Source organism: Acidimicrobiales bacterium (assembly GCA_035316325.1).
GTDB lineage: Bacteria > Actinomycetota > Acidimicrobiia > Acidimicrobiales > VFJN01 > DASXTK01.
The window spans coordinates 1-21,700 of the sequence record DATHJB010000004.1 but is presented as its reverse complement, the minus strand read 5'-3'; the positions used below and the strand labels follow the sequence as shown (position 1 = coordinate 21,700).

Here is a 21,700-nt window from a genome sequence, read left to right as displayed (position 1 = left end):
ACGCTACCGTGCCCGGACATGGCCCGCATCGACCCCGTGACCGCCCCGTTCGACGACACCGCCGGCCCGCTGCTGGCAACGATGATGCCCAGTGACGCGGAACCGATCGCCCTGTTCCGCACGCTGGTCCGCAACCCCACGATGAGCGCCGCGATGGGCCATTGGGGTCGCTACGAGCTGGGCCGGGACCTGTCGCTGTCGAGGCGCGAGCGCGAGATCGTCATCCTTCGCACGTGTGCCCGCTGCGCCTGCGAGTACGAGTGGGGCGTGCACGTGGCGGTGTACGCCGAGCGGGTGGGGCTCGACCGCGACCAGGTGGCGTCACTCACCCACGGCTCCCCCGCCGATGCGTGCTGGACCGACCCCGCCGAGGCCGCCCTCGTCGCCGCCGCAGACCAGCTGCACGACACGTCGCACCTCGACGACGACGCCTGGTCGGCCCTCGCCGCCACCCGGTCAACCGAGCAGCGGCTCGACCTCCTCTTCCTCGCCGGCTGGTACCACGCCATCAGCTACGCCGCGAACGGTGCCCAGGTCGACCACGAGACCTGGGCACCCCGCTTCGCCGACTACGCGCCGGAGCCGTCGTCGTCCTGACCGCTCAGGCGAGCGAGGCGGCCAGTTCCTCCAGGACGTCCATCTGCTCCTGCATGCCGCCCTCCATGCCGGAGTCGAGGATGATGTCGCGCAGCTCCTTGCTGCCGGCGTGCGTCAGCAACGAGAGGGTGGTGCGACCGTCGGACTCGGCGAAGGTGACGATGTTCACCGGGGCCGCGTCGTCGGGCATGCCCTCGGTGTCGGGTGTCTCGTAGATCTCGGTCATGACGATCCGCTCGTCGGGGACGATCTCCCGGTACGTGCCGTGGAAGGCGACCTCGAAGCCGCCGTTGGCCTCCATCACGTAGCGCCACCGACCGCCGACCTGCAGGTCGATCTCGACGCTGGCCATGCGGCCGCGGTGGCCGGCCCACCAGCGCGTCACCAGCTCGGGCGTGGTCCACGCCCGGTAGACGAGGTGCCGCGGGGCATCGAGCTCCCTGGTGATGAGGATCTCCTCGTCGCTCGGGAGCGTCACCTTCGCCGTTCCGCTACTCACTGCCATGACCTTCCTCCTTGTCTCGGTCTTCCTTGAGGTCTTCCAACACCGTGTCCAGCAGCTCGAACCGCTCCGACCACGTGCGCTCGTAGTTGCTCACCCAGTCGTGGATCGGCTTCAGCGCCCGGCCGTTCACCCGGTAGAGCCGCTGCCGGCCCTCGTCGCGCACCGCGACCGCCCCGACCTCGCGCAGGACCCGCAGGTGCTTCGACACCTGGGGCTGCCCCAGCCCGAGCACCCGCACCAGCTCGCCGACGGGTCGCTCTCCCCCGTCGACCAGGGCGTCGAGGATCTCCCGTCGGCGGGGCTCGGCCACCGCGTTGAACACGTCTGTCGTCGTCGCCGCTCGTGCCACACCGACGATCATATACCGATATAGGAATACGTCAACCCAAGTGACGGCTGGACGACCGCCGTGGCCGCGGCGGAAACACCCGGGGAACAAGGCGAATCGACGCTTGTGCGAGGAGCCCTACATCGTCAGGATGCCGGCATGGAACGCCGGGATCTCATCAAGGCGAGCCTCGCGTTGGGGGGTTCGATCGTCGTCGGGGGCTGCCGACCGTGGCCGCGCCCGCCCAGCCACGGGGCCATCCGCCGCTCGATCCTCGACCGGTCGCCGGCCGAGAGCGGGATCGACACCGTCGTCGTCGTGATGATGGAGAACCGCTCGTTCGACAGCTACCTCGGCTGGCTGGCCCGCGACCACGACTACATCGACGCCGGCCGGCGCCGCTACGGCCGCCGCTTCTCCGTCGACGGCAAGCAGCGCCAGCGCTTCCCCGGCCCCGACGGTGCGCCCGTCGATACCTACCGCCGCATCCACTTCCCCGATCCCGACCCCTGGCGGGCCTGCGGCCACCCCGACCCCGGGCACGGCTGGAACGCCGGCCGGGCCCAGCGCGACGGCGGCTTCCTGGCCGAGGGCAGCGGCAACGACATCTTCGCCCTCGGGTACTTCGAGGGCGAGGACCTGCCGGTCTACGACGCCCTGGCCCGCCGCTTCGTCACTTGCGACCGCTGGCACTCCTCGGTGCTGGCCCCGACCTACCCGAACCGGGAGTACCTGCTGTCGGGGCAGTCGGGTGGCAACAAGACGAACGCCTTCCCCACCGGCGACGGCTTCCCGTGGGACACCGTGGTCGACCGCCTGGCCCGCGCCGGCGTCACCACCGCCGACTACTACAGCGACCTGCCGCCGCTCGCGCTGTGGGGGTCGCGCATGGGTCCCCACCTGCGCACGATCGACGGCTACTACGAGGACGCGGCCGCCGGTCGCCTCCCGCAGGTGACGTTCGTCGACCCGGCCTTCGTGGGCGACGCCCGCTCCGACGACCACCCCCACGGCGACCCCCGGGCCGCCCAGCGCTTCGTCCGTGACGTGTTCGCCGCCTTCGCCCGGTCGCCGCAGTGGCGCAACGGCCTGTTCGTGCTGACCTACGACGAGTGGGGCGGCTTCTTCGACCACGAGCGGCCCCCGCACCTGCCCGACGAGCGGGCCAGCGATGTCGACGAGGACGACTTCAGCCAGGCCGGCTTCCGCGTGCCGACGCTGCTGGCGTCGCCCCGCGCCCTGCCCGGGGCGATCGACCACCAGCAGTACGACCACACGTCGGTGCTGCGGTTCCTGGAGTGGCGCTTCCTCGGGGCACCCGCCCGGGGGCCACGGGCCCGCACGCCGTGGTACCTGACCGAGCGCGACCGCCACGCCAACAACCCCGGCGAGCTGCTGAGCGCCGAGTACTTCGAGCCCGACCTCCACTTCGACCCCGACCTGCACATCCCCGACCCGACCGCCGGCTGCGGCCCCGAGGGCGCCACCACGACGACCGCCGCCGCGCTGGAGCCCTCGCCCTGGGAGGAGGGCCTCGCCTCCGGCTACTGGGAGCGGGTGGGGCTCACGTCGCTCCCGGCCTGAACGGCGGCGACGGCGCAGGCCCGAGCCTGCTCGGCGCTGGGAGCGGCCACGACCTGGGCGGCGAGGCGCCGGCAGTCCGCCAGCGAACGGGCGCCCAGTGCCCGGCGGACGAGCGGGACGGCCCGGGCCGACATCGACAGCGACGTGACGCCCAGCCCCGCGAAGACGGGCGACAGGGCGGGGTCGGCGGCGGCCTCGCCGCACAGCCCGACGGGCTTGCCCAGCTCGGCGCCCGCCGCCGCGCAACCGGCGATCAACTGCAACAGCGCGGGCTGCCACGGGTCGAGCAGGTTCCAGAGGGCGCCTTCCATGCGGTCGGCGGCGAACGTGTACTGGGCGAGGTCGTTGCTGCCGATGCTGACGAAGTCGACCTCGGCCAGGATCTCCCGGGCCCGGAGGGCGGCCGCCGGCACCTCGACCATCACCCCGACGGTGTCGAGCCCCGCCCGGCGCGCCCGGCGGGCGAACCACGACGCCTCCTCGGCGGTGGCGACCATCGGCGCCATCACCCAGGCCTCGGCCCCGTCGACGTCGGCCACGGCGGCGGCGAGCGCTTCGAGCTGCGTGACCAGCACCTCGGGGACCTGACGGGCGATCCGCAGCCCCCGCACCCCCAACGCGGGGTTGGGGCCGGGCGCCACGGGCATGAACGGCAGCGGCTTGTCGGCGCCGGCGTCGAGCGTGCGCACGACCACCTTGCGGCCCGCCGCCGCCGACAGGACCGACCGGTAGGCGGCCCGCTGCTCGTCGAAGGACGGCGGGTCGACCCGGTCGAGGAACAGGAACTCGGTGCGGAACAGGCCCACGCCCTCGAACCGGTCGTCGACGACGTCGTCGAGGTCGGCCACCGCCCCGATGTTGAGCAGCAGGGCGACCGACGGCGCGTCGACCACCGCGGCCGACTCGGCGTCGCCCTGCCCCGCCAGCTCGGCGGCGAGACGCCGGGCCTGCTCGGCCAGCTCGTCGCGACGCGCCCCGTCGACGCCGGCCTCCACCACTCCCGCCTCGGCGTCGACCGCCACCGTGGTGCCGTCGACCACGTCCATCACCCCGGTGCAGGCGACGACGCAGGGCAGGCCCAGCGAGCGGGCCAGGATCGCCGTGTGGCTGGTCGGCCCGCCCTGGGCGGTCACCAGCGCCAGCACGCGCGAGGGGTCGATGCCGACGGTGTCGGCCGGCCCGAGGTCGTGCGCGGCGAGCACGAACGGGTGGCCGGGATCGGGGATGCCGGGCATCGGCAGTCCCAGGGCGACGGCGACGGCCCGGTCCCGCAGGTCATCGAGGTCCTGCGCCCGTTCGGCGAGGTAGCCGCCGGCCGCGGCGAGGGTGTCGCGGTGCCGGGCGAACAGCAGGTGGAGGGCGTGGACGGCGTCGGTGCGGACGTCGACGAGCTGCTCCACGTCGTCGCCCAGAGTGGGGTCGGCGGCGATCATGCCGAGGGCGTCGAGGATGTCCGTGGCCGTCGGGTCGGTGGCGGCGGCCGAGCGGGACGTCAGGTCGGCGCTGACCGCGGCCAGCGCCTGCCGCGCCCGCTCGACCTCGGCCGCCGGGTCGTCCACCGGCGAGGCGGGGGGCAGCTCCGGTGGACGACCCATCCTCACCAGCGGCCCGACGACGATCCCGACGCCGATCCCGATGCCCCGGTAGACGTCAGGCATCGGAGGGATCCGGCTCGGGGGCCGCGTCGAGGTCGGCGGCCAGCAGCTCGGCCAGCTCATCGACGGCGGCGACGCCCTGCGCGTCGTCCGACGCCGTGAGGGTCACCGCCGTGCCCTGGACCGCGCCGAGCGCCAGCACCGCCAGCATGCTGTCGGCCCGGGCCGGCTTCTTCCCGTCGACCGTGGCCGTGACCGGCACGGGCAGCGCCGCGGCGGCCCGGACGAAGAGGCGGGCCGGGCGGGCGTGCAGCCCGCTGGCCGAGCCGACGGTGACTGTGCGTTGGGCCATGTGTTCCCCCTGAGGATCAAGGCTCGATGGTCACCTTGATGGCCTCGCCGCGAGCGACGATGTCGATGCCCTCCACGACCGCGTCGAGCGGCAGGCGATGGGTGATGAGGTCGTCGACGGGGACGACGCCGGTGGCGATGAGCTCGAGCGCCCGGGCGTTGTGCGCCGGGCTGGAGCCGTTGGCGCCCACCAGGGTGAGCTCCCGGTAGTGGACGAGGTTGGAGTCGAGCGTGATGGTGGGCCGGTCCTTTGGCAGGCCCCCGAACAGGCTGAGGCGACCGCGCCGGGCGAGCATCAGCAGCGCCTGCTCCTGTGCCGCGCCGGCGGCCGTGGCCGTGATGGCGACGTCGACCCCGCGGCCGTCGGTCAGGTCCAGGACCCCGGCGAGCGGGTCGTCCGCTCCCCCGCCGAACGCCGCGTCGGGCCGGGCGACCAGCGCCGCCTGCTCGAGCCGGGCCGGGTTCACGTCGACCAGGAACACGCGGGCGGCGCCGTTGGCCCGGGCCATCCGCACGTGCAGGCAGCCGATCGGCCCCGCCCCCAGCACGACGACGTCGTCGCCCTTGCCGACCCTGGCCAGCTCCTGGCCGTTGATCACGCAGGCCAGCGGCTCCGACACCGAGGCCGCGGCGAAGCCGACGCCGTCGGGGATGCGGTTCAGCCCGTCCACCGCCAGCACCTTCGCCGGCACCCGGCAGTACGGGGCGAAGCCGCCGTCGTAGTGGTAGCCCATCGACTCCTGGTGGGGGCACACGGTGAACCGCCCGGCCCGGCAGTCGAGGCACACCCCGTCGGGGATGGCCGCGATCACCTGGACCCGGTCGCCCACCGACCACCCCGCGACGCCGGCGCCGACCTCGGCGATCTCACCGGCGATCTCGTGGCCCAGCGTGCGGGGCGGCACGATGTGGTGGTGCCCGTGGCGGCTGATCTTCACGTCGGTGCCGCAGGTGGAGCAGTTGCGCACCCGGATGACGACGTCGCCGGGGCCGGCCTCGGGCTCCGGCACGTCCTCCAGCCGGATGTCGCCGGGTGCGTGGAAGCGGGCGGCTCTCATGTCGGTGCGGACTCCTCGGGTGTGAGCAGCGCCAGGAGCTGCTCGGCGGTGCCGGCCCGGCGCAGGGCCTCGGCCCGGTCGGGTTCCATCAGCAGCTCGGCGAGCTGAGCCAGCACCGGCACGTGGAGGTCGCCGCGGGCGGCGATGCCGATGCAGAGGACGACGCGGTCGCCCTGCCAGTCGACGCCGGCCGGGAACTGCACCGCGCACAGGGCGTCCCGCCGGATCAGCGAGCGGCTGGCGAGGGTGCCGTGCGGGATGGCGACGCCCTCGCCGACGAAGGTGGGGGCGACGTCGCGCTCCCGCTCCACCATGGCGTCGACGTAGCCGTCCTCGACGGCCCCCGCGTCGACCAGCAGCCCACCGACCTGGCGCACCGCGGCCTCCCAGTCGGGCGCCACCTGGCCGAGGCGCACCGACGAGGGTGACAGCAGCTCGCCGATGACGACGTCAGCCATCGATCGTGCCTCCCTGCTCCAGGGCCTTCAGGACCTTCTCGACGGCCGGGTCGCCGATGAACAGCTGGAACGGCACCACCACCCGGCCCGGCGCCTTCCGCCGGGCCCGCTCGACGAGCCCGAGGTGGCAGAGGACGACGTCGGCATCGTCCGGGATGTGGTCGACGGGCGTGTGGGCGACCTCGACGTCGCGGCCCTTCAGGCGCTTCCTCACGGTGCTGGCGAGCATGACGCTCGACCCCATCCCGGCGTCGCAGGCGACGACGATCTTGCGCACCTCGGACGCATCGATGCTCACGTCACACCCCCTGCAGTCCGGCCTCGGGCTGGGCCTCGGCCTCGGCCTGGGCCTGGGCCTGGGCCCCGACCTTGGACTCGGCCTTCTGCCGGGCGCTGCGCTCGGAGGCGTCGGCCAGCTCCTCGGCCCCGACGGCGTCGTCGTCCTCGGCGGGCTCGCCGCGGCCGAAGCCGAGCAGCATCGCCCCCACGGCGAGGCTGACCGCGGTCGACACCGCGATCCCCGCCAGCACCCCGAAGTAGCCGCCCCTCGGTGTTTCGGCCAGGTAGGCGAAGATCGACCCGGGCGACGGTGTCGCCACCAGCCCGGCGCCGGTGACCTCGAAGACCAGGATGCCCGACATCCCACCGGCGATGGCGGCCAGGATCAGCCGGGGCTTCATGAGGATGTACGGGAAGTAGATCTCGTGGATGCCACCCAGGAACTGGATGGCGATGGCGGCCGGCACGGTCGGCCGGAGCGAGCGGGGCCCGAAGAAGAAGTAGGCCAGCAGGACCCCGAGGCCCGGGCCCGGGTTGCTCTCCAGCATGAACATGATCGACTCGCCCTTCTCGGCCGCCTCCGAGACGCCGAGCGGGCTGAGCACCCCGTGGTTGATGGCGTTGTTGAGGAACAGCACCTTGGCGGGCTCGATGATGATCGAGGACAGCGGGATCAGGTGGTTGTCGACCAGGTACTCGACGCCGTCGCCGAACCAGTCGCTCACGGTCCGGACCACCGGCCCGATGCCCCACACGCCGAGCACGACGAACCCGGCACCGATGATCCCGAGCGAGAAGTTGTCGACCAGCATCTCGAAGCCGGTGCTCACGCGGTCGCGCATCCGGTCGTCGAACAGCTTCAGCACGTAGGCGGCCAGCGGGGCGACGATCATCGCGCCGAGGAACATCGGGATCTGGCTGCCGTCGTCGGCGACACCGCCGACGACCACGCCCATCGTGGCCACGGCGCCGATGACGGCGCCGCGCTGGCCGTGGACCATCCGGCCGCCCGTGTAGCCGATGAGGATCGGCAGCAGGAAGAAGATCATCGGGTCGACGGCGGCCGCGTACTTCTCGTTCGGCAGCCACCCCGTGTCGATGAACAGGGCGGTGATCAGCCCCCAGGCGATGAACGCCCCGATGTTGGGCATCACCATCCCGGCGAGGTACCCGCCGATCCTTTGGATGGTCGCCTTCACACCCGTGCCCTCGACGGTGGGTGTGTACGTCGTTGCCATTGCTCTCCCCCTTCTATCCAGACCCGGTCAGCGCCCGGTCGAGATCCAGTCCTTCGAGATCGGTGGTCACGTGCGCCCGGCGCCGGGCGACGTCGGCCGGTGTCGGCATGCCGCTGCCGGGCAGCTCGACGGCCGCGGCGGCCCAGCACAGGGCGGTGGCGAGGGCGTCGCGGCCCTCGGCCCCGGTGGTTCCGGCGGCGAGGTACCCCGCGAGCAGGCAGTCGCCGGCGCCGACGGTGCTGCGTCGCTCGGCGACCGCGCACTCCCCGAACACGACGCCCTCGTCGCCGACGAGCACGGCGCCGTCGGGGCCGAGGCTGGCGAGCACGGTGCCGGCCCCGGAGCGCCGCAGGGCGTGGGCGGCGGCGACGGTGTCGGCGAGGGTGCGGATCTCGGTGCCGACGGCCTCCGCCAGCTCCTCGCGGTTCGGCTTCACCAGCGCCGGCCCGGCGGCGACGGCCTGGCGCAGCGCCGGCCCCGACGTGTCGACCGCCACCGCGATCCCCGAGGACGTGAACCGCTCGGTCAGGCGGGCGTAGACGCCGTCGTCGACGCCGCGGGGCAGGCTGCCGCTGAGCACGACCCAGGCGGACGGCCGGGCCAGCTTCGTCACGGTGTCGGCCAGCGTGTCGATCTCGGTGGCCGTGAGCGGCTCGCCGTCGACGTTGATCTTGGTCACGGTGCCGTCGGGCTCGCTGAGGGTCAGGTTCGACCGGGTGGCGGCGCCGACGTCGACCGCGGTCATCGCCACGCCCTCGTCGGCCAGCAGCTCCAGCAGCTCACGCCCGACGGCGCCGCCCACCGGCAGCACCGCCCGGGCCTCGACGCCGTTGGCCAGCAGCGCCCGGGCCACGTTCACGCCCTTGCCGCCCGGGTGCAGCAGCCGCGACGTCGAGCGGATCACGCTGCCCCGCACCAGCTCCGGCACCTCCAGCGTGCGGTCGAGGCTCGGGTTGAGCGTGAGAGTGACGATCATGCCAGCACCACCCGCGGCCCGGCCTGGGTCAGCTCGTCGACGAGCTCGGCGTCGGCGCCGGAGTCGGTCACGAACGTGTCGACCTGGTCGACGTCGCCGAAGCGGCTGAAGTAGTCGACGCCGATCTTGGTGTGGTCGGCGAGCAGGACCGTGCGGCGGGCGGCGGCCATCATCGCCCGCTTGACGGCCGCCTCGGCCAGGTCGGGCGTGGTGAGGCCGCGCTCGACGCTGATGCCGTTGGTGGCCATGAACGCCACGTCGACGTGGATGTCGGCCAGCGCCGAGGTGGCCCAGTCGTCGACGACGGCCTGCGTACGGCCGCGGACACGGCCCCCGAGCATCATCACGGTGACGTTCGGCCGCCGGGCCAGCAGCAGCGCCAGCTGGGGCGAGTTGACCACCACCATCAGCTCGGCGTCGGTGGGCAGCAGCTCGGCGAGCTGGCGGGTGGTGGTGCCCGCGTCGAGGATGATCGCCCCGTCGCCGGGCAGCTCGGCCAGCGCCAACTTGGCGATCCGCGCCTTCTCGGTGGTGAGCACCGCCTCGCGGGCGGCCACGGCGGGCTCGAAGCCCAGTCGCTCGATGGCGATGGCGCCGCCGTGCACGCGGCGCACGAGGCCGCCCCGCTCCAGCGCCGTCAGGTCACGGCGGACCGTCTCCGGGGTGACGTCGAGCTCCGTCGACAGCGAAGCCACGTCGACCCGTCCCGCCTCGCGGGCCCGGCGCACGATCTCCTGCTGGCGCTCCTCGGCAAACACCTCGGCCCCCCCGTTTCAACCTGCTTGATGCCCGTTTAGTTGTGTTCTTGTTGTTTTGTATCCGAGCAGCGACCCGGTGTCAAGCGTCACATTGACGTCGGGGCGCGCCGGTGCCGCCGGCCGAGGCCGTCGGCGCCGGGGTCGGTCAGGGTCCGGTCGGGGTCAGCTGACCGACGACAGGCGGCGCTGCAGCTGGCGGGTGGTCCACGACGGCTCGGCGCCCAGCTCGCGCAGGGCGTCGAGGCAGAGGTCCATCTGGAGGTTGGCGGCGGCGTAGTCGCGGCGGGCGATCGCCGCCCCGACCAGCACCGCGTAGGCGCCCTCCGCCCACCGGTCGGCGGCGAGGGCCTGCCGGGCGACGTCCTCGGCCTCGCCGGGAGCGCTGCGACCGAGCAGCAGCTGGCCGGCCCGCACCGCGGCACCGACGAAACGGGTGCGGTGGCGCTCGCGCTCGAGGGCGAACCACTCGTCCTCGGGCACGTCGGCCAGCAGTTCGCCCCGGTAGAGCTCGGCGACGGCCAGGTCGTGGGTCAGCGCCAGCGACGGGACGCCGTCGGCCTCGGCCCTGGCGGCAGCCGCGAGGTGCCGCTCGAAGTCGTCGACGTCGATGCGGAGGTGGTCGCCGGCGACCAGCCGCAACGCCGAGCCGTCGACGCGCAGCAGGTAGCCGGGCTCCCCCGGCGGCCGCCACGGCTCCAGCACCCGCTGCAGGCGGTTCAGGGTCACCGCCATGTTGTTGGCCGCGGCCCGCTCGTCGAGGTCGGGCCACACCGCCGCGATCAGCGCGGCCCGGGTCGTCTGGCGCTGGACCACCAGGTACCCGAGCATCGCCCGCAGCTTCGTCCGCCGCAGGTCGGGGTCGACGACGGCCTCGCCCGCGGGGTCGTCACGCGTGAGCGACAGCCGGCCCAGCACCGACAGCCAGGTGCGCCGGGCCGGGGCGGCGGGCACGGAGGCGAGCAGCACCTTCGCCGGGCGGGCCTGGCGGTGGCCGCTGGTGGTGAGGTCGCGCAGGGCGGCGCGGCCGGGCGGGCCGATCGCGGCCAGCAGCGTCCGGGCGTCGGCGTGGCGACCGGCTTCCACCAGCCCGACGGCCAGCTCCACCGCCAGCCGCACGTCGAGCACCGAGCGCACCACGCCGGGCTCGGGGAGGTCGAGGTCGCGCAGGACCGGGTCGGCCCGACCCTCGCGCACCGCCACCACCGCCTGCGCCATCCGGTGCCCGGTCCGCAGGTGGCCCCGCAGCGGCTTCGCGTCCCAGTGCGCCCGGGTCTCGGGCAGCAGCACGTAGGTCACGGCGATGTGCTGCCGCCACGTGTCGCGCTCGACGCCCTGGTCGAGCCCGTGCGACTCGATCGCTGTCTGCAGGCCGATGGCGGCGTGCTTCTCCCGCCCCTCCGCCAGGTTCACGTAGGCGAGGGCGACGGCGCTGCGGGGCGACAGGTCGCCGTTGGGCGTCACCGGCGCGGTCTCCAGCGACGCGTCGAACCAGCGCCGCGCCCCGACGACGTCGCCGGTGCGGGCGGTGGCCAGGCAGGCGCCGTTGAGCGCCAGGTAGAGGTTGTTGATGACGCCGGCGCCCTGCATGGCCTCGAGCATCGCCGGCAGCCCGGCCACCACGTCGTCGACCCGGCCCTCCGCCCACAGGGCCGACAGCCGCATCGCCATCCCCGCGCCCCGCAGCGCCGGGTCGTCGGTCGCGTGGAGGCGCTCGACGATGCGGTGGATCGGGGCGGTCTCGCCCAGGCCGAGGCGCACCTGGGCGGCCCAGAAGCTGACCAGCAGCTCCCAGGCCCGGTCGAGGTCGCCGGGCTCGATGCCGTCGAGGAAGGCGAGCATGGCGTCGTCGTCGCCGGTGAGGTCGGCCATGGCGGCCCGGGCCACGGTGGCGAGGGCCGCCGCCCGGGGGTGGCCGGTGGCCTCCAGCTCGGTGACCCGGGCGACCAGCTCCATGATCACGGTGTCGTCCTGGGCGAACCAGGCGAGCCGCGACAGCTGGGCGATGGCGGACATCTCGGCGTCGACGTCGCCCGCGGTGCGACAGAGCTCGATGGCGTGCTGCAGCGGCTCGGTGGCGGCGGCCGGGGTGGTGAAACCCGCCAGCAGGCCACGGGCCAGCCAGCCCGGCAGCGACGTCCGCACCTCGAGTGGGCTCGAGTCCCACCAGCGCTCGAGCTGGGAGGACGTCAGGCGGTCACTGGCCAGGCACGCAGCCCGCAGCACCGCGGGGGCGAGGTCCCACGCCGCCGCGTCCTCGACCATGTCGAACGCCTCGTCGAAGCGGAACTGGGAGGTCAGGTGCGCCACGGCGCGCTGCCTGGTGACGACCCGGGCGTCGGCGTCGAGGGCCAGGCCGGGCGCCTGGCGCCACAGGGCGTGGGCGACGTGCCAGCCGTCGACGGTGTGCGCCACCAGCGGGACGCCCTCCAGCGCCCGGGCCAGGTCGACCGGCTCGCCGAGCGCGGCGCCGATCAGCTCGGCATCGCCCCCGCCCAGGTCGGCCAGCACCGCCAGCACGCGGCGCCGCTCGGAGCCGAGCGGCTCGAGCACCTCGGCCCACATGTAGGCGCCGGCGACGTCGTCGGGCTGCTCGACGTGGGCGTTGGCGGACATCTCGGCCAGCGCGGGCCAGCCGCCGGTGCCCGCCAGGGTGGCCGGGTCGACGCCGCGCCCCGCCGCGAACCCGTCGAGCTCGTCGTCGGAGAAGCGCAGGTCGTGCTCGCCGAGGCGGAGCACGGCGCCGAGCGCGTCGAGCCGGGCCAGCGGCACCGGCGGCTCGGTGCGGCCGGCCAGCACCACGTGCCCGTTGGCGGGGAGGCTGTTGACCAGTTCGGCCAGCCACAGCGCTCCGCTCGACGCCGCGGGCAGCCGGTGCACGTCGTCGAACACGAGGCAGACCTGCACCGGCGACCGCTGCCACAACGCCTCGGCCACCGCCGGCGCCAGCGGCGCGCCCGGCGCCACCTCGGCGCCCAGGGCCGCCGCCACGCCCCGGGCCAGCCGATCGGCGTCGGCGTCGTGGGGCTCGAGCCCGAACCAGAGATCCTCGCCGTGGGAGGCGTGCTCGTTCTCGGCGACGGCCTGGGCCAGCACCGTCGTCTTCCCCAACCCGGCGCCGCCGACCAGCGACGTCACCCGACTCTCCCACCTTCCCAGCAACAGCGCCGCCAACCGGGGACGCGCCAGCAGCGCGGCTGACGGCTCCGGCGGCGAGCGCCGAAACGAGCGAGCCATGTTCCTCCCGACCCTGACCTTCCCCACCGCACCTTGCGTACGGCCGGGATGACATCGAGAGTAGCGCCGCCGGACCGTGCTCCCGGCCCGACGGGACGTGCAGTTATGTCGGGTTTTCGACGAAGCCCGAGCGGTGGTCGCGGGCCCATTCGGCGTAGGTCGCGGGCGGTCGGCCGAGGAGGCGGGCGACGTCGTCGGTGACGATGGCGTTGCGGCCGTCGCGCACCCAGACCGAGCCGGTGACCACCGTGGCGACCACAGCGGGGTCCATGCCGCCGGCCAGCAGGTCGCGGCGGGCGTCGTCCGGCGGGTGGTCGACGACGGCGACCGGGCGGCCGAGGACGTCGGCCAGCACGGCGGCCTGGTCCGGCACGCTGAGCAGCTCCGGGCCGGTCAGGGTGTAGGTCCGGCCCTCGTGGGCGTGGCCCGTCGCGACGAGGACCTCGGCGGCGACCGCGGCCACGTCCCGGGGATCGACGATGCCCTGCTTGCCGTCGCCGGTCATGTTGCGGACGGGCTCACCGGCCCGGATCGCGGCCGCCCACCACAGCATGTTCGAGGCGAACGTGGTGGGCCGCAGCAGCGTCCACGCCAGGCCGCTGTCGCGGACGAGCTGCTCGGCCTCGGAGTGCCAGGCCCCCAGCGTGGAACCGTCGTCGGTGGTCTCGCCGCTGCCGATGGCGGACAGCCGCACCACCCGGCGCACCCCGGCGGCCCGGGCGGCGTCGAGCAGGGCCCGGTCGTGGGCGGGCGTGGGCGAGGCGGGGGCGGTGAGCAGGAACACGGAGTCGACGCCCTTCACGGCGGGTGCCAGCGACGGCGGGTCGTCGAAGTCGGCCTGCACCACCTCGACGCCCGGGGAGGCGGGGACGCGGGAGGCGTCCCGGGTCATGGCCCGCACGGAAGCACCCCGGTCGGCCAGGAGCGGGACGAGACGGCTGCCGATGGTGCCCGTGGCACCGGTGACGAGGATCATGCGACCGACTCTGACGGCCCTCGGGCCACCCGTCTTGGAAGAACCGGCACGGCCGCTCGAGTCTCTAGCGTGATGGCGTGCTGGACCTGACGGTGCCGACGGAACCCCGCTCGACCGGCGGGACGGTGGTGACGCCGCCCGACAACGCGAGCAGCGTGGTCCTGCGCCTCGGGGCCGACGGCCGCCGCGAGCTGATGGTCGCCGGGCCCCGGACCCGGGCGCTCTACCAGGTCGCCGACGACCCCGGCCCGTCGTGCGTCCACCTCCGGCTGCGCCCGGGCCAGGTCCGCGACCTGGTGGACGGCCCGGTGCGCGAGCTCGTCGACCGCCTCGTCCCGATCGCCGCGCCCGACACCCGGCGGCTCTCGCCGCCCACCCCCGACGACGAGCTCGTCGCGGCGGCGACGGGCCTCCTCGCGACCTCCGGTGTGGGCGCCACCGCCCGCCGGCTCGGCGTCAGCGAGCGCCGGCTCCGTGACCTCTTCGCCCACACCGTCGGGCTGGCGCCCAAGCAGTTCGCCCGCATCGACCGGGTGCGGGCGGTGCTCACCTCCCCCGCCGACGACCTGGCCGCCGTGGCCGTCCGCAGCGGCTACTACGACCAGTCCCACATGACCACCGAGTTCCACCGCCTGATGGGCGTCCCACCCGCCGCCTTCAAGTCCGGCCTCCTCCCCGCTCCCTCCCCCTGTCAGCGGAACGACCCGTAACCTCGACGGATGACCGACGCGCACCCCGAGCCGACCGACGAGCCGAAGGAGCCGGTGGTCGAGGCCGCCGCCCGGGGGAGCCTGGTGCTGGGCGTGGCGCTGCTGCTGGCACCCGGGCTGATGGCGAAGGTCCTGGGCCTGGCCCCCGACCGCCGGCTGCTGCGGGCCATCGGGCTGGTCGACCTGGCCCTCGCCGCGGGCCTGTTCCTCGGTCGGCCGCGCTGGCCCTGGCTGACCGCCCGGGCGCTGTCGAACCCCCTGATCGCCGTGGCCGTGGCGACCCGGGCCCGCTCGTTGCGGGCGCGGCTCCTCGCCGCCGGTCTCGTCGGTGTCACTGTCGTCGACCTGCGCACCGCCAACCGCCTCCGCGCCGAAGGCCGTTGAACCCCTGCGCTAGCGGGTGTCCGCCGCGGCGGTGGGCGAACGGGTGGGGAGGCTCGTGACGGTGGCACTGACCAGGAAGCAGGCGGCGGCCACGAGCACGATCGTGCCGCCCGGCGCCAGCGCCCACTGGCGGGCCGCGGTCAGGCCGACGATCGCGCTGGCGGCACCGATGAGGCTGGCCGTGAGCAGCGTCGCCGCGAACGAGCGGGTGAGCCGCTGGGCGGCACCGACCGGGAGCACCATCAGCGCCGCCACCAGCAGCACCCCCACGATCCGCATGCCGGCGACGATCGTGACCGCCGTCAGCGCGGCGAGCCCCAGGTTGAGCGCATCGACCGGCAGGCCGGCGACCCGGGCCGCCTCCTCGTCGAGCACGATGGCGAACAGCGCCCGCCGGCAGACGACCACCGCGGCGACGATGACCGCCCCCAGGACGGCGACCGTGAGGGCGTCGGAGTCGTCGACGGTGAGGATCGAGCCGAAGAGGTACGTGAGCGTCCCGGCGTCGAGCGACCCGGCCAGGCCGGTGAGCACCACACCGCCGGCGATGCCGGAGTAGAAGAGCACGGCCAGGGCGAGGTCGCCGCTGGCCCGGCCCCGGGAGCGGAGCCACTCGATGGCGACGGCCCCCACGACGGCGGCCACGAGGGCGGTCCAGATGGGCCACACCCCGGCGAGCAGCCCGGCGGCGACGCCGGCGAAGGCGACGTGGCCGATGCCGTCGCCCATCAGCGACAGCCGCTTCTGCACCATGAACGTGCCGATGAGCGGTGCGCAGATGCCGACGACGAGCCCGGCGGCGAGCGCCAGCTGCATGAACTCGCGCTCGAAGGGCCACGGGAGGGGCAGGGCGGCGAGGATCACTCGAGGCCCTCGAGCCAGATGGGCAGGTCGGTGGCGTGGACGCCGAGTGACACGCCGGTGGCCGTGAGGTCGGCGGGCGGGCCGTCGAAGGCGATCTTGCCGCGGCGCAGCAGGAGCAGCCGGTCGAGGTCGCCGGCCACCGCGCCCAGCTCGTGCGACACGAGGAGCACGGCGGTGCCGCGGTCGCGGGCGGCGACGAGGGTGTCGCGGAAGCGGCGCTGCGAGGCGACGTCGACGCCGGTGGTGGGCTCGTCGAGCACCAGCAGCTCGGGCGACGTGACGAGCGCTTTGGCGATCAGCGCCCGCTGCTGCTGGCCGCCGGACAGCTCGGCGAAGCGCCGCGTGCGCAGCTCGGCGAGGCCGACGGTGTCGAGGGCGTCGTCGACCGCGGCCGCGTCGGCCGGGCCCGGGCGCCGCCACCAGCCCCGGCGGGCCAGGCGGCCGGTCGCCACCACGTCCTGCACCGTCGCCGGCAGCTCGTCGGCGCTGGCGGGCCGCTGGGGGACGTAGCCGATGCGCCAGCGGTCGCGCACCCGGCGCGGTGGGTCGCCGAAGAGCGAGACGGACCCGCCGATCGGGACCAGCAGCCCGAGGATCAGGCGCAGGAGCGTCGACTTCCCGGACCCGTTGGGGCCCGTGAGGGCGACGAACTCCCCCGCGCTGACCTCGAAGCTCACACAGTCCAGGACCGGCGTGTCGCGGTAGACGAACGACACGGCGTCGACGTCGACGACGGTGATGGCAGCGACCTCAGTCTTGGGGATGAGAACCGTTGCCAACGCTACCGACCGGCCATCTGCGCCGCTCGCCGCTGCGGCCGAGGTCACGAGCAACCGAGCGCCGCTTGGAGCGCCGCCAGGTTGTCCCGCATCAGCACCGAGTAGTCGTCGCCGGCGACGTTCTGGTCGTCGGTCAGTCCCTCGATGGGGTTCAGCACGGCCGCCTCGACGTCGACCTCCCGGGCCAGCGTCTCGGCCACGTCGGGCGACACCAGCGTCTCGTAGAACACGGTGGTGATGCCCTCGGCCTCGATCTGGTCGGCCAGGTCGGCGAGCCGCTCCGGGTCGGGCTCGGCCTCGGGCGACAGGCCGGTGATCGGCAGCTGGGTGAGGCCGTAGCGCTGGGCGAGGTAGTGGAACGCGGCGTGGGAGGTGACGATCTCGTCGCGCTCGCACGACTCGAGACCGGCGGCGAGCTCCTCGTCCAGGGCGATGAGGTCGTCCTCGTACTCCTGGGCGTTGGCCCGGAAGGTGTCGGCGTCGTCCGGCGACGCGTCGCTCAGGGCGGCCTCCACCTCGTGCACCGCCTCGATCAGGAGCTGGGGGTCGAGCCAGAAGTGCGGGTCGAGCCCGCTCTCCTCGTGCCCTTCCTCCTCGGCGGCGCCTTCCTCGGCCGCCTCCTGGGCCTCGAGGGCCTCCGAGGCGCCGGACTCGAGCGGGATCTCCTCCAGGAGGTCGAAGCTCGCCTCGTCACGTCGCTCGGCGATCTCGGCCACCGCCGGCTGGAAGCCCTCGCCTACGTACAGCACGACGTCGGCGTCCTCGAGGTCGGCCACCTGGTCGGGGGTCAGCTCCAGGTCGTGGGGCTCGGTGCCGGCCGGGGTGAGGTTCTCCACGTCGACCCGGTCGCCGCCCACCCGCTCGGCCGCCTCGGCGACCGGGTAGAAGCTGGCGACGACGCCGATCGTGTCGCCGCCGGAGGAGTCGTCGTCGTCCCCGCAGGCGGCAAGGCCCCCGACGACTACGACAGGGACGAGCGCCAGGCCGACCACTCGGGTGATGGAGGTTCGCTGCACGGTTGCCCACCTTCGTTGCTAAGACTGAGAATCAGTCTCAACCATGAGGGCGTGACGATGCAAGCGCGGCGTCCCCCGCACGGTAAGCCCGGCTACGAGAGGTCGGGGACCAGCTCGGCGACGGACTGGACGATGCGGGAGGGCCGGTAGGCGTGGCGCTCGGCGTCGTCCAGGCCCGAGACACCGGAGAGGACGAGCACGGTGTGGAGCCCGGCTTCGAGGCCGGCGACGATGTCGGTGTCCATCCGGTCGCCGATCATGGCGGTGGTCTCGGAGTGGGCGTCGAGGGTGTTGAGGGCGGTGCGGATCATCAGCGGGTTCGGCTTGCCGACGAAGTACGGCGCCACCCCGGTGGCGTGGCTGATCAGCGCCGCCACCGACCCGGTCGCCGGCAGCGGGCCGGCCGGGCTGGGCCCGGTGGCGTCGGGGTTGGTGGCGATGAAGCGGGCGCCAGAGGCGATCAGCCGGATGGCCGTTGTTATGCGTTCGAAGCTGTAGGTGCGGGTCTCGCCGAGCACGACGTAGTCGGGCTCGTGGTCGGTCTGCGTGTAGCCCACCTCGTAGATCGCCGTGGCCAGTCCCGCCTCGCCGATGAGGTACGCCGACCCGCCGGGCCGCTGCCACTCCAGGAACCGGGCCGTCGCCAGGGCGGAGGTCCAGATCGACTCCTCGGGCACGTCGAGGCCGTGCTTGCGCAGCCGCGCCGACAGGTCGCGCCGGGTGTAGATGGAGTTGTTGGTGAGCACCAGGTGCGGCGTGCCCCGCTCCTGCAGGCGGGCGAGGAACTGCTCGGCACCCTCGATCGTGTGCTCCTCCCGCACGAGCACGCCGTCCATGTCGATCAGCCAGGCTTCCGCCTCGGCCGCGCTGCCGATGGTCGAGTTCGTCGTCATCGCCCCACCTCTACCCGGCTTGACGGCGTCGGTTGGTCAGGTGGCCGCAGGCAACGGCGAGGTGGCGACCACGACGGTGCGGGCGTCGACCCGGAGGACGCTGCCGAGCGGCAGGGGAGCGGGCTCGGACCCGAGCGACGACGACGACGGCGTGCCGTCCGGCGACCGGGTGTCGAGCACGACGGTGTAGGTGGCGCCCGTCCGGCCCGGCACGACGAAGTCGGCCGGCTCGGTGGAGGCGTTGAGGACGACGAGGACGTCGTCGTCGGGCTCGGGCCGGCCGGCGGCGTCGAGGCGGTCGGTCCGGTCGCCGGCGAGCAGGAGCGCCAGGAAGTGGTTCGACGGATCGCGCCAGCGCTCGGCGGTCATCGGGTCGCCCGCACGGTCGTACCACGTGACGTCCGGGAGCCCGTGCGGTACCGCCTCGCCGGTCAGGAACGTGTGCCGCCGCAGGGCCGGGTGCCCCAGCTGGACCCCGACCGCCCGGGCGACGAAGGCCGTCAGCGCCGCGGCCTCGTCGGAGGGCGTCCAGTCGTACCAGCTGGTCGGGTTGTCCTGGCAGTAGGCGTTGTTGTTGCCGCCCTGGGTGCGGCCGATCTCGTCGCCGCCGCCGAGCATCGCCACCCCCTGCGACACCAGCAGCGTGGCCAGCAGGTTGCGCTGCTGCCGGCGGCGCACCGCCACGATCGCGGGATCGTCGGTCGGTCCCTCGACGCCGTAGTTCGCGGCGCGGTCGTCGGAGGTGCCGTCGGCGTTGCCCTCGCCGTTCGCCAGGTTGTGCTTGCCCTCGTAGGCGACGAGGTCGGCGAGCGTCTTGCCGTCATGGGCCACCACGAAGTTCACCGACGCGTCGGGGCCGCGCCGGCTCCAGCCGTAGACGTCGCTGGAGCCGGTGAGGCGGGAGGCCAGCTCGGCCACCGAGCCCCGGCCCCGCCAGAAGTCGCGGACCGCGTCACGGAAGCGGTCGTTCCACTCGGCCCACCCGGCCGGGAAGCGCCCGACCTGGTAGCTGTCCGGTGCCCCGACGTCCCACGGCTCGGCGATCAGCTTCACCTGGTTGAGCACCGGGTCCTGGTAGAGGAGGTCGAAGAAGGACGAGAGCCGGTCGACGTAGCCGTGCTCGCGGGCCAGCGCCGCGGCCAGGTCGAACCGGAACCCGTCCACGTGCATGTCGGTGACCCAGTACCGGAGGGAATCGAGCATCAGCCGCAGGGGCTCCGGCCGACCGGTCTCGAGGCTGTTGCCGGTGCCGGTGGTGTCGACGTAGCGGCTGGGGTCGGACGGGTCGAGCCGGTAGTACACCTCGTTGGCGAGGCCGCGGAACGACAGCGCCGGGGCACCCGGCCCGCCCTCCGCCGTGTGGTTGTAGACGACGTCGAGGATCACTTCGAGCCCGGCATCGTGCAGGGCCGCCACCATCGTCTGGAACTCCCGCACCTGCTGGCCCGCGCTGCCCGACGAGCTGAAGCCGCCGTGCGGGGCGAAGAACCCGATCGTGGAGTAGCCCCAGTAGTTGGTGAGGTGCCGGTCGAGCAGGAACGGCTCGGTGAGGAACTGCTGGATCGGCATGAGCTCGACCGCCGTCACCCCGAGCCCCACGAGGTGGTCGACCACAGCCGGGTGGGCCAGGCCGGCGTAGGTGCCGCGCAGCGGCACGGGCACCGCCGGGTGGGCCACCGAGATGCCCTTGACGTGCGTCTCGTAGACGACGGTGTCGGCCCACTGCCGGCGCGGCGCCGCATCGTCGCCCCAGTCGAACCCGCTGTCGACCACCACCGACACCAACGACCGGTGCACGCCCGTGGCCGCCGGCTCCATCGCCTTGGCGTAGGGGTCCAGGAGCAGCACGCCGCGGTCGAACAGCAACCCGCGGGCCGGATCGTGGGGGCCGTTCACCCGGTACCCGTAGCGCTGCCCCGGCCCGACCTCCGGGAGGTGGGCGTGCCAGACGTCGTGGTCCGCGTACAACGGCACCTCGGTCTCCCGGCCGGGCCCGTCGACCAGCACGAGCGACACGTCGCCGCCGTAGGCACCGACCGACGAGTACACGGCGAAGTCGGTGCCGTGCGGGCCGGTCGACGCGCCGAGGCGCCGGGGGTCGCCGGGGTGCGTGATCGGACGCCCGCTGCGGTTCATCGGAACATTCTGCACCAGGCCCGATGCGGGCCCGATGCGGGCCCGGGACCCCCCGACCTCACGCTCCGTCGGCCTGCCATCTCGCCACGAAGCGCGGTTGAGCAGCCTCGTCGGTGGCCCCTAGGTTGACCCGCCATGCCGTCACGAACGTCGCTTGTGAAGAAGGCCGCGGCCAAGGTGCTCCAGCCGGGGGAAGTCGTCGAGTCCGCCTGCATGGTGAGCCTGCCGGGCACGATGAAGAAGGAGGGGCGCCAGGCGATGCTGCGCGGCGCCCTCGGTGTCCGCTTCATCCAGATCGACGACGACGCCTTCCCCGAGAAGCTGCTGGCCGCGACCACCGACCGCCGCATCCTGCTGTTCGAGCAGTCGATGTTCGCCCGGGCCAAGGAGCTGGTGGCCGACTTCCCGCTCGACCAGGTGGCTTCGGTGGCCGCCACCGGTACGAGCCGGGCCCAGGTGTCGCTCAAGATCCTCGAGCTCTCGATCACGCTGCGGGACGGCAACGAGTTCCCGCTCGAGTCCGCGGATCCGAAGGGCGCCGAGGAGCTCATCCGCACGGTGCAGGCCCGCCTGGGCGCTCCCCACCAGTAGCAGCGACCGCAGCGACGGACGGGCGGGCGCGACGTGACCTATGCGCTCGGCATAGACCTGGGGACGACGTACACGTCGGTGGCGCTCGCCCGTGGCGGGCGGGCCGAGGTCGTCGCGCTCGGGTACCGGGCGACGGCCGTCCCCACGGTGGTGGTGCTCACCGAGGACGGCCGGCTCCTGGTGGGCGACGCGGCCGAGCGGCGGGCGGTGGCTCAGTTGGCGTTGTCGGCCCCCGTCGGGTGTGCCGGGTGGTGCCGGTCTGTGTCCTGGTTCGGGACTGGTAGCGCCGCTTGTGGCGGTTTGCATCTCGAGAGGATGGGGTGCGAGAGGGCCGGACTGGAGTCGATGTTCGCTGCTCAACGGGTCCGTCGCGTCGCCATGGTCGATGAC

General features: G+C 73.8%; 23 protein-coding genes. 6 read left to right on the top strand and 17 right to left on the bottom strand.

What is annotated here, in order from left to right; translation table 11 throughout:
- Positions 1-18 precede the first annotated feature (18 nt).
- Complete coding sequence (locus VK611_00435) at positions 19-597, top strand: carboxymuconolactone decarboxylase family protein (protein HMG39756.1); 579 nt, start codon at positions 19-21, stop codon at positions 595-597.
- 4 nt (positions 598-601) lie between these two features.
- Here VK611_00435 and VK611_00430 read toward each other — a convergent pair whose 3' ends face one another.
- Both VK611_00430 and VK611_00425 read right to left on the bottom strand, forming a co-directional pair.
- Complete coding sequence (locus VK611_00430) at positions 602-1,102, bottom strand: SRPBCC family protein (protein ID HMG39755.1); 501 nt, start codon at positions 1,100-1,102, stop codon at positions 602-604.
- The gene (locus VK611_00425) at positions 1,089-1,451 is read right to left on the bottom strand and encodes a metalloregulator ArsR/SmtB family transcription factor (GenBank protein HMG39754.1); all 363 of its coding nucleotides are present in this window, start codon (positions 1,449-1,451) and stop codon (positions 1,089-1,091) included. Before VK611_00425 ends, VK611_00430 begins: the two co-directional genes overlap by 14 nt.
- Positions 1,452-1,589: 138 nt before the next feature.
- Between VK611_00425 and VK611_00420 the strand changes: the two genes are divergently transcribed.
- Positions 1,590-3,014 (top strand): alkaline phosphatase family protein, encoded by a 1,425-nt coding sequence (locus VK611_00420; protein HMG39753.1) that lies wholly within the window; start codon positions 1,590-1,592, stop codon positions 3,012-3,014.
- Here the strand turns inward: VK611_00420 and ptsP are convergent.
- The 10 genes from ptsP to VK611_00370 all read right to left on the bottom strand — a co-directional run bounded on the left by ptsP (position 2,975) and on the right by VK611_00370 (position 13,937).
- The gene (gene ptsP / locus VK611_00415) at positions 2,975-4,672 is read right to left on the bottom strand and encodes a phosphoenolpyruvate--protein phosphotransferase (GenBank protein ID HMG39752.1); all 1,698 of its coding nucleotides are present in this window, start codon (positions 4,670-4,672) and stop codon (positions 2,975-2,977) included. The genes VK611_00420 and ptsP overlap by 40 nt on opposite strands.
- On the bottom strand, positions 4,665-4,961 hold the full coding sequence (locus VK611_00410; GenBank protein HMG39751.1) for an HPr family phosphocarrier protein: 297 nt from the start codon (positions 4,959-4,961) through the stop codon (positions 4,665-4,667). Before VK611_00410 ends, ptsP begins: the two co-directional genes overlap by 8 nt.
- 16 nt (positions 4,962-4,977) lie before the next feature.
- On the bottom strand, positions 4,978-6,018 hold the full coding sequence (locus tag VK611_00405) for a zinc-dependent dehydrogenase (GenBank protein ID HMG39750.1): 1,041 nt from the start codon (positions 6,016-6,018) through the stop codon (positions 4,978-4,980).
- Complete coding sequence (locus VK611_00400) at positions 6,015-6,476, bottom strand: PTS sugar transporter subunit IIA (GenBank protein HMG39749.1); 462 nt, start codon at positions 6,474-6,476, stop codon at positions 6,015-6,017. The genes VK611_00405 and VK611_00400 overlap by 4 nt, the downstream gene beginning before the upstream one ends.
- Positions 6,469-6,774, bottom strand: coding sequence for a hypothetical protein (locus VK611_00395; GenBank protein HMG39748.1), 306 nt, complete (start codon positions 6,772-6,774; stop codon positions 6,469-6,471). Before VK611_00395 ends, VK611_00400 begins: the two co-directional genes overlap by 8 nt.
- Before the next feature lies 1 nt (position 6,775).
- Positions 6,776-7,993 (bottom strand): PTS mannitol transporter subunit IICB, encoded by a 1,218-nt coding sequence (locus VK611_00390; GenBank protein HMG39747.1) that lies wholly within the window; start codon positions 7,991-7,993, stop codon positions 6,776-6,778.
- 13 nt (positions 7,994-8,006) lie between these two features.
- Positions 8,007-8,969 carry a 1-phosphofructokinase gene (gene pfkB / locus VK611_00385; GenBank protein HMG39746.1) on the bottom strand — a complete coding sequence of 321 codons (963 nt, stop codon included), beginning with the start codon at positions 8,967-8,969 and terminating at the stop codon, positions 8,007-8,009.
- Positions 8,966-9,727, bottom strand: coding sequence for a DeoR/GlpR family DNA-binding transcription regulator (locus VK611_00380; protein ID HMG39745.1), 762 nt, complete (start codon positions 9,725-9,727; stop codon positions 8,966-8,968). The genes pfkB and VK611_00380 overlap by 4 nt, the downstream gene beginning before the upstream one ends.
- A gap of 162 nt (positions 9,728-9,889) precedes the next feature.
- Positions 9,890-12,961, bottom strand: coding sequence for a BTAD domain-containing putative transcriptional regulator (locus VK611_00375; protein ID HMG39744.1), 3,072 nt, complete (start codon positions 12,959-12,961; stop codon positions 9,890-9,892).
- Positions 12,962-13,064: 103 nt separating this feature from the next.
- Positions 13,065-13,937, bottom strand: a complete 873-nt coding sequence (locus VK611_00370) for an NAD(P)H-binding protein (protein HMG39743.1) — start codon at positions 13,935-13,937, stop codon at positions 13,065-13,067.
- A 77-nt stretch (positions 13,938-14,014) separates the two neighbouring features.
- Here VK611_00370 and VK611_00365 point away from each other — a divergent pair, with 77 nt between their 5' ends.
- The gene (locus tag VK611_00365) at positions 14,015-14,647 is read left to right on the top strand and encodes an AraC family transcriptional regulator (GenBank protein HMG39742.1); all 633 of its coding nucleotides are present in this window, start codon (positions 14,015-14,017) and stop codon (positions 14,645-14,647) included.
- 9 nt (positions 14,648-14,656) lie between these two features.
- The gene (locus tag VK611_00360) at positions 14,657-15,031 is read left to right on the top strand and encodes a hypothetical protein (protein ID HMG39741.1); all 375 of its coding nucleotides are present in this window, start codon (positions 14,657-14,659) and stop codon (positions 15,029-15,031) included.
- Positions 15,032-15,040: 9 nt separating this feature from the next.
- Here the strand turns inward: VK611_00360 and VK611_00355 are convergent, their stop codons facing one another.
- The 5 genes from VK611_00355 to glgX form a co-directional block, all read right to left on the bottom strand.
- On the bottom strand, positions 15,041-15,895 hold the full coding sequence (locus VK611_00355; protein HMG39740.1) for a metal ABC transporter permease: 855 nt from the start codon (positions 15,893-15,895) through the stop codon (positions 15,041-15,043).
- Entirely contained in the window at positions 15,892-16,674 is a 783-nt protein-coding gene (locus VK611_00350) for a metal ABC transporter ATP-binding protein (GenBank protein HMG39739.1), read from the bottom strand. The genes VK611_00355 and VK611_00350 overlap by 4 nt, the downstream gene beginning before the upstream one ends.
- A 44-nt stretch (positions 16,675-16,718) precedes the next feature.
- Positions 16,719-17,690 carry a zinc ABC transporter substrate-binding protein gene (locus VK611_00345; protein ID HMG39738.1) on the bottom strand — a complete coding sequence of 324 codons (972 nt, stop codon included), beginning with the start codon at positions 17,688-17,690 and terminating at the stop codon, positions 16,719-16,721.
- Positions 17,691-17,782: 92 nt separating this feature from the next.
- Positions 17,783-18,583: an HAD-IIA family hydrolase gene (locus tag VK611_00340; protein ID HMG39737.1), complete on the bottom strand. Its 801-nt coding sequence runs from the start codon at positions 18,581-18,583 to the stop codon at positions 17,783-17,785.
- Positions 18,584-18,619: 36 nt separating this feature from the next.
- Positions 18,620-20,719 (bottom strand): glycogen debranching protein GlgX, encoded by a 2,100-nt coding sequence (glgX, locus tag VK611_00335; protein ID HMG39736.1) that lies wholly within the window; start codon positions 20,717-20,719, stop codon positions 18,620-18,622.
- Positions 20,720-20,854: 135 nt separating this feature from the next.
- Between glgX and VK611_00330 the strand changes: the two genes are divergently transcribed.
- Positions 20,855-21,310, top strand: coding sequence for a hypothetical protein (locus tag VK611_00330; protein HMG39735.1), 456 nt, complete (start codon positions 20,855-20,857; stop codon positions 21,308-21,310).
- 33 nt (positions 21,311-21,343) lie between these two features.
- Positions 21,344-21,700: Hsp70 family protein (locus tag VK611_00325; GenBank protein ID HMG39734.1), on the top strand; the 357-nt coding region annotated here is incomplete at its 3' end.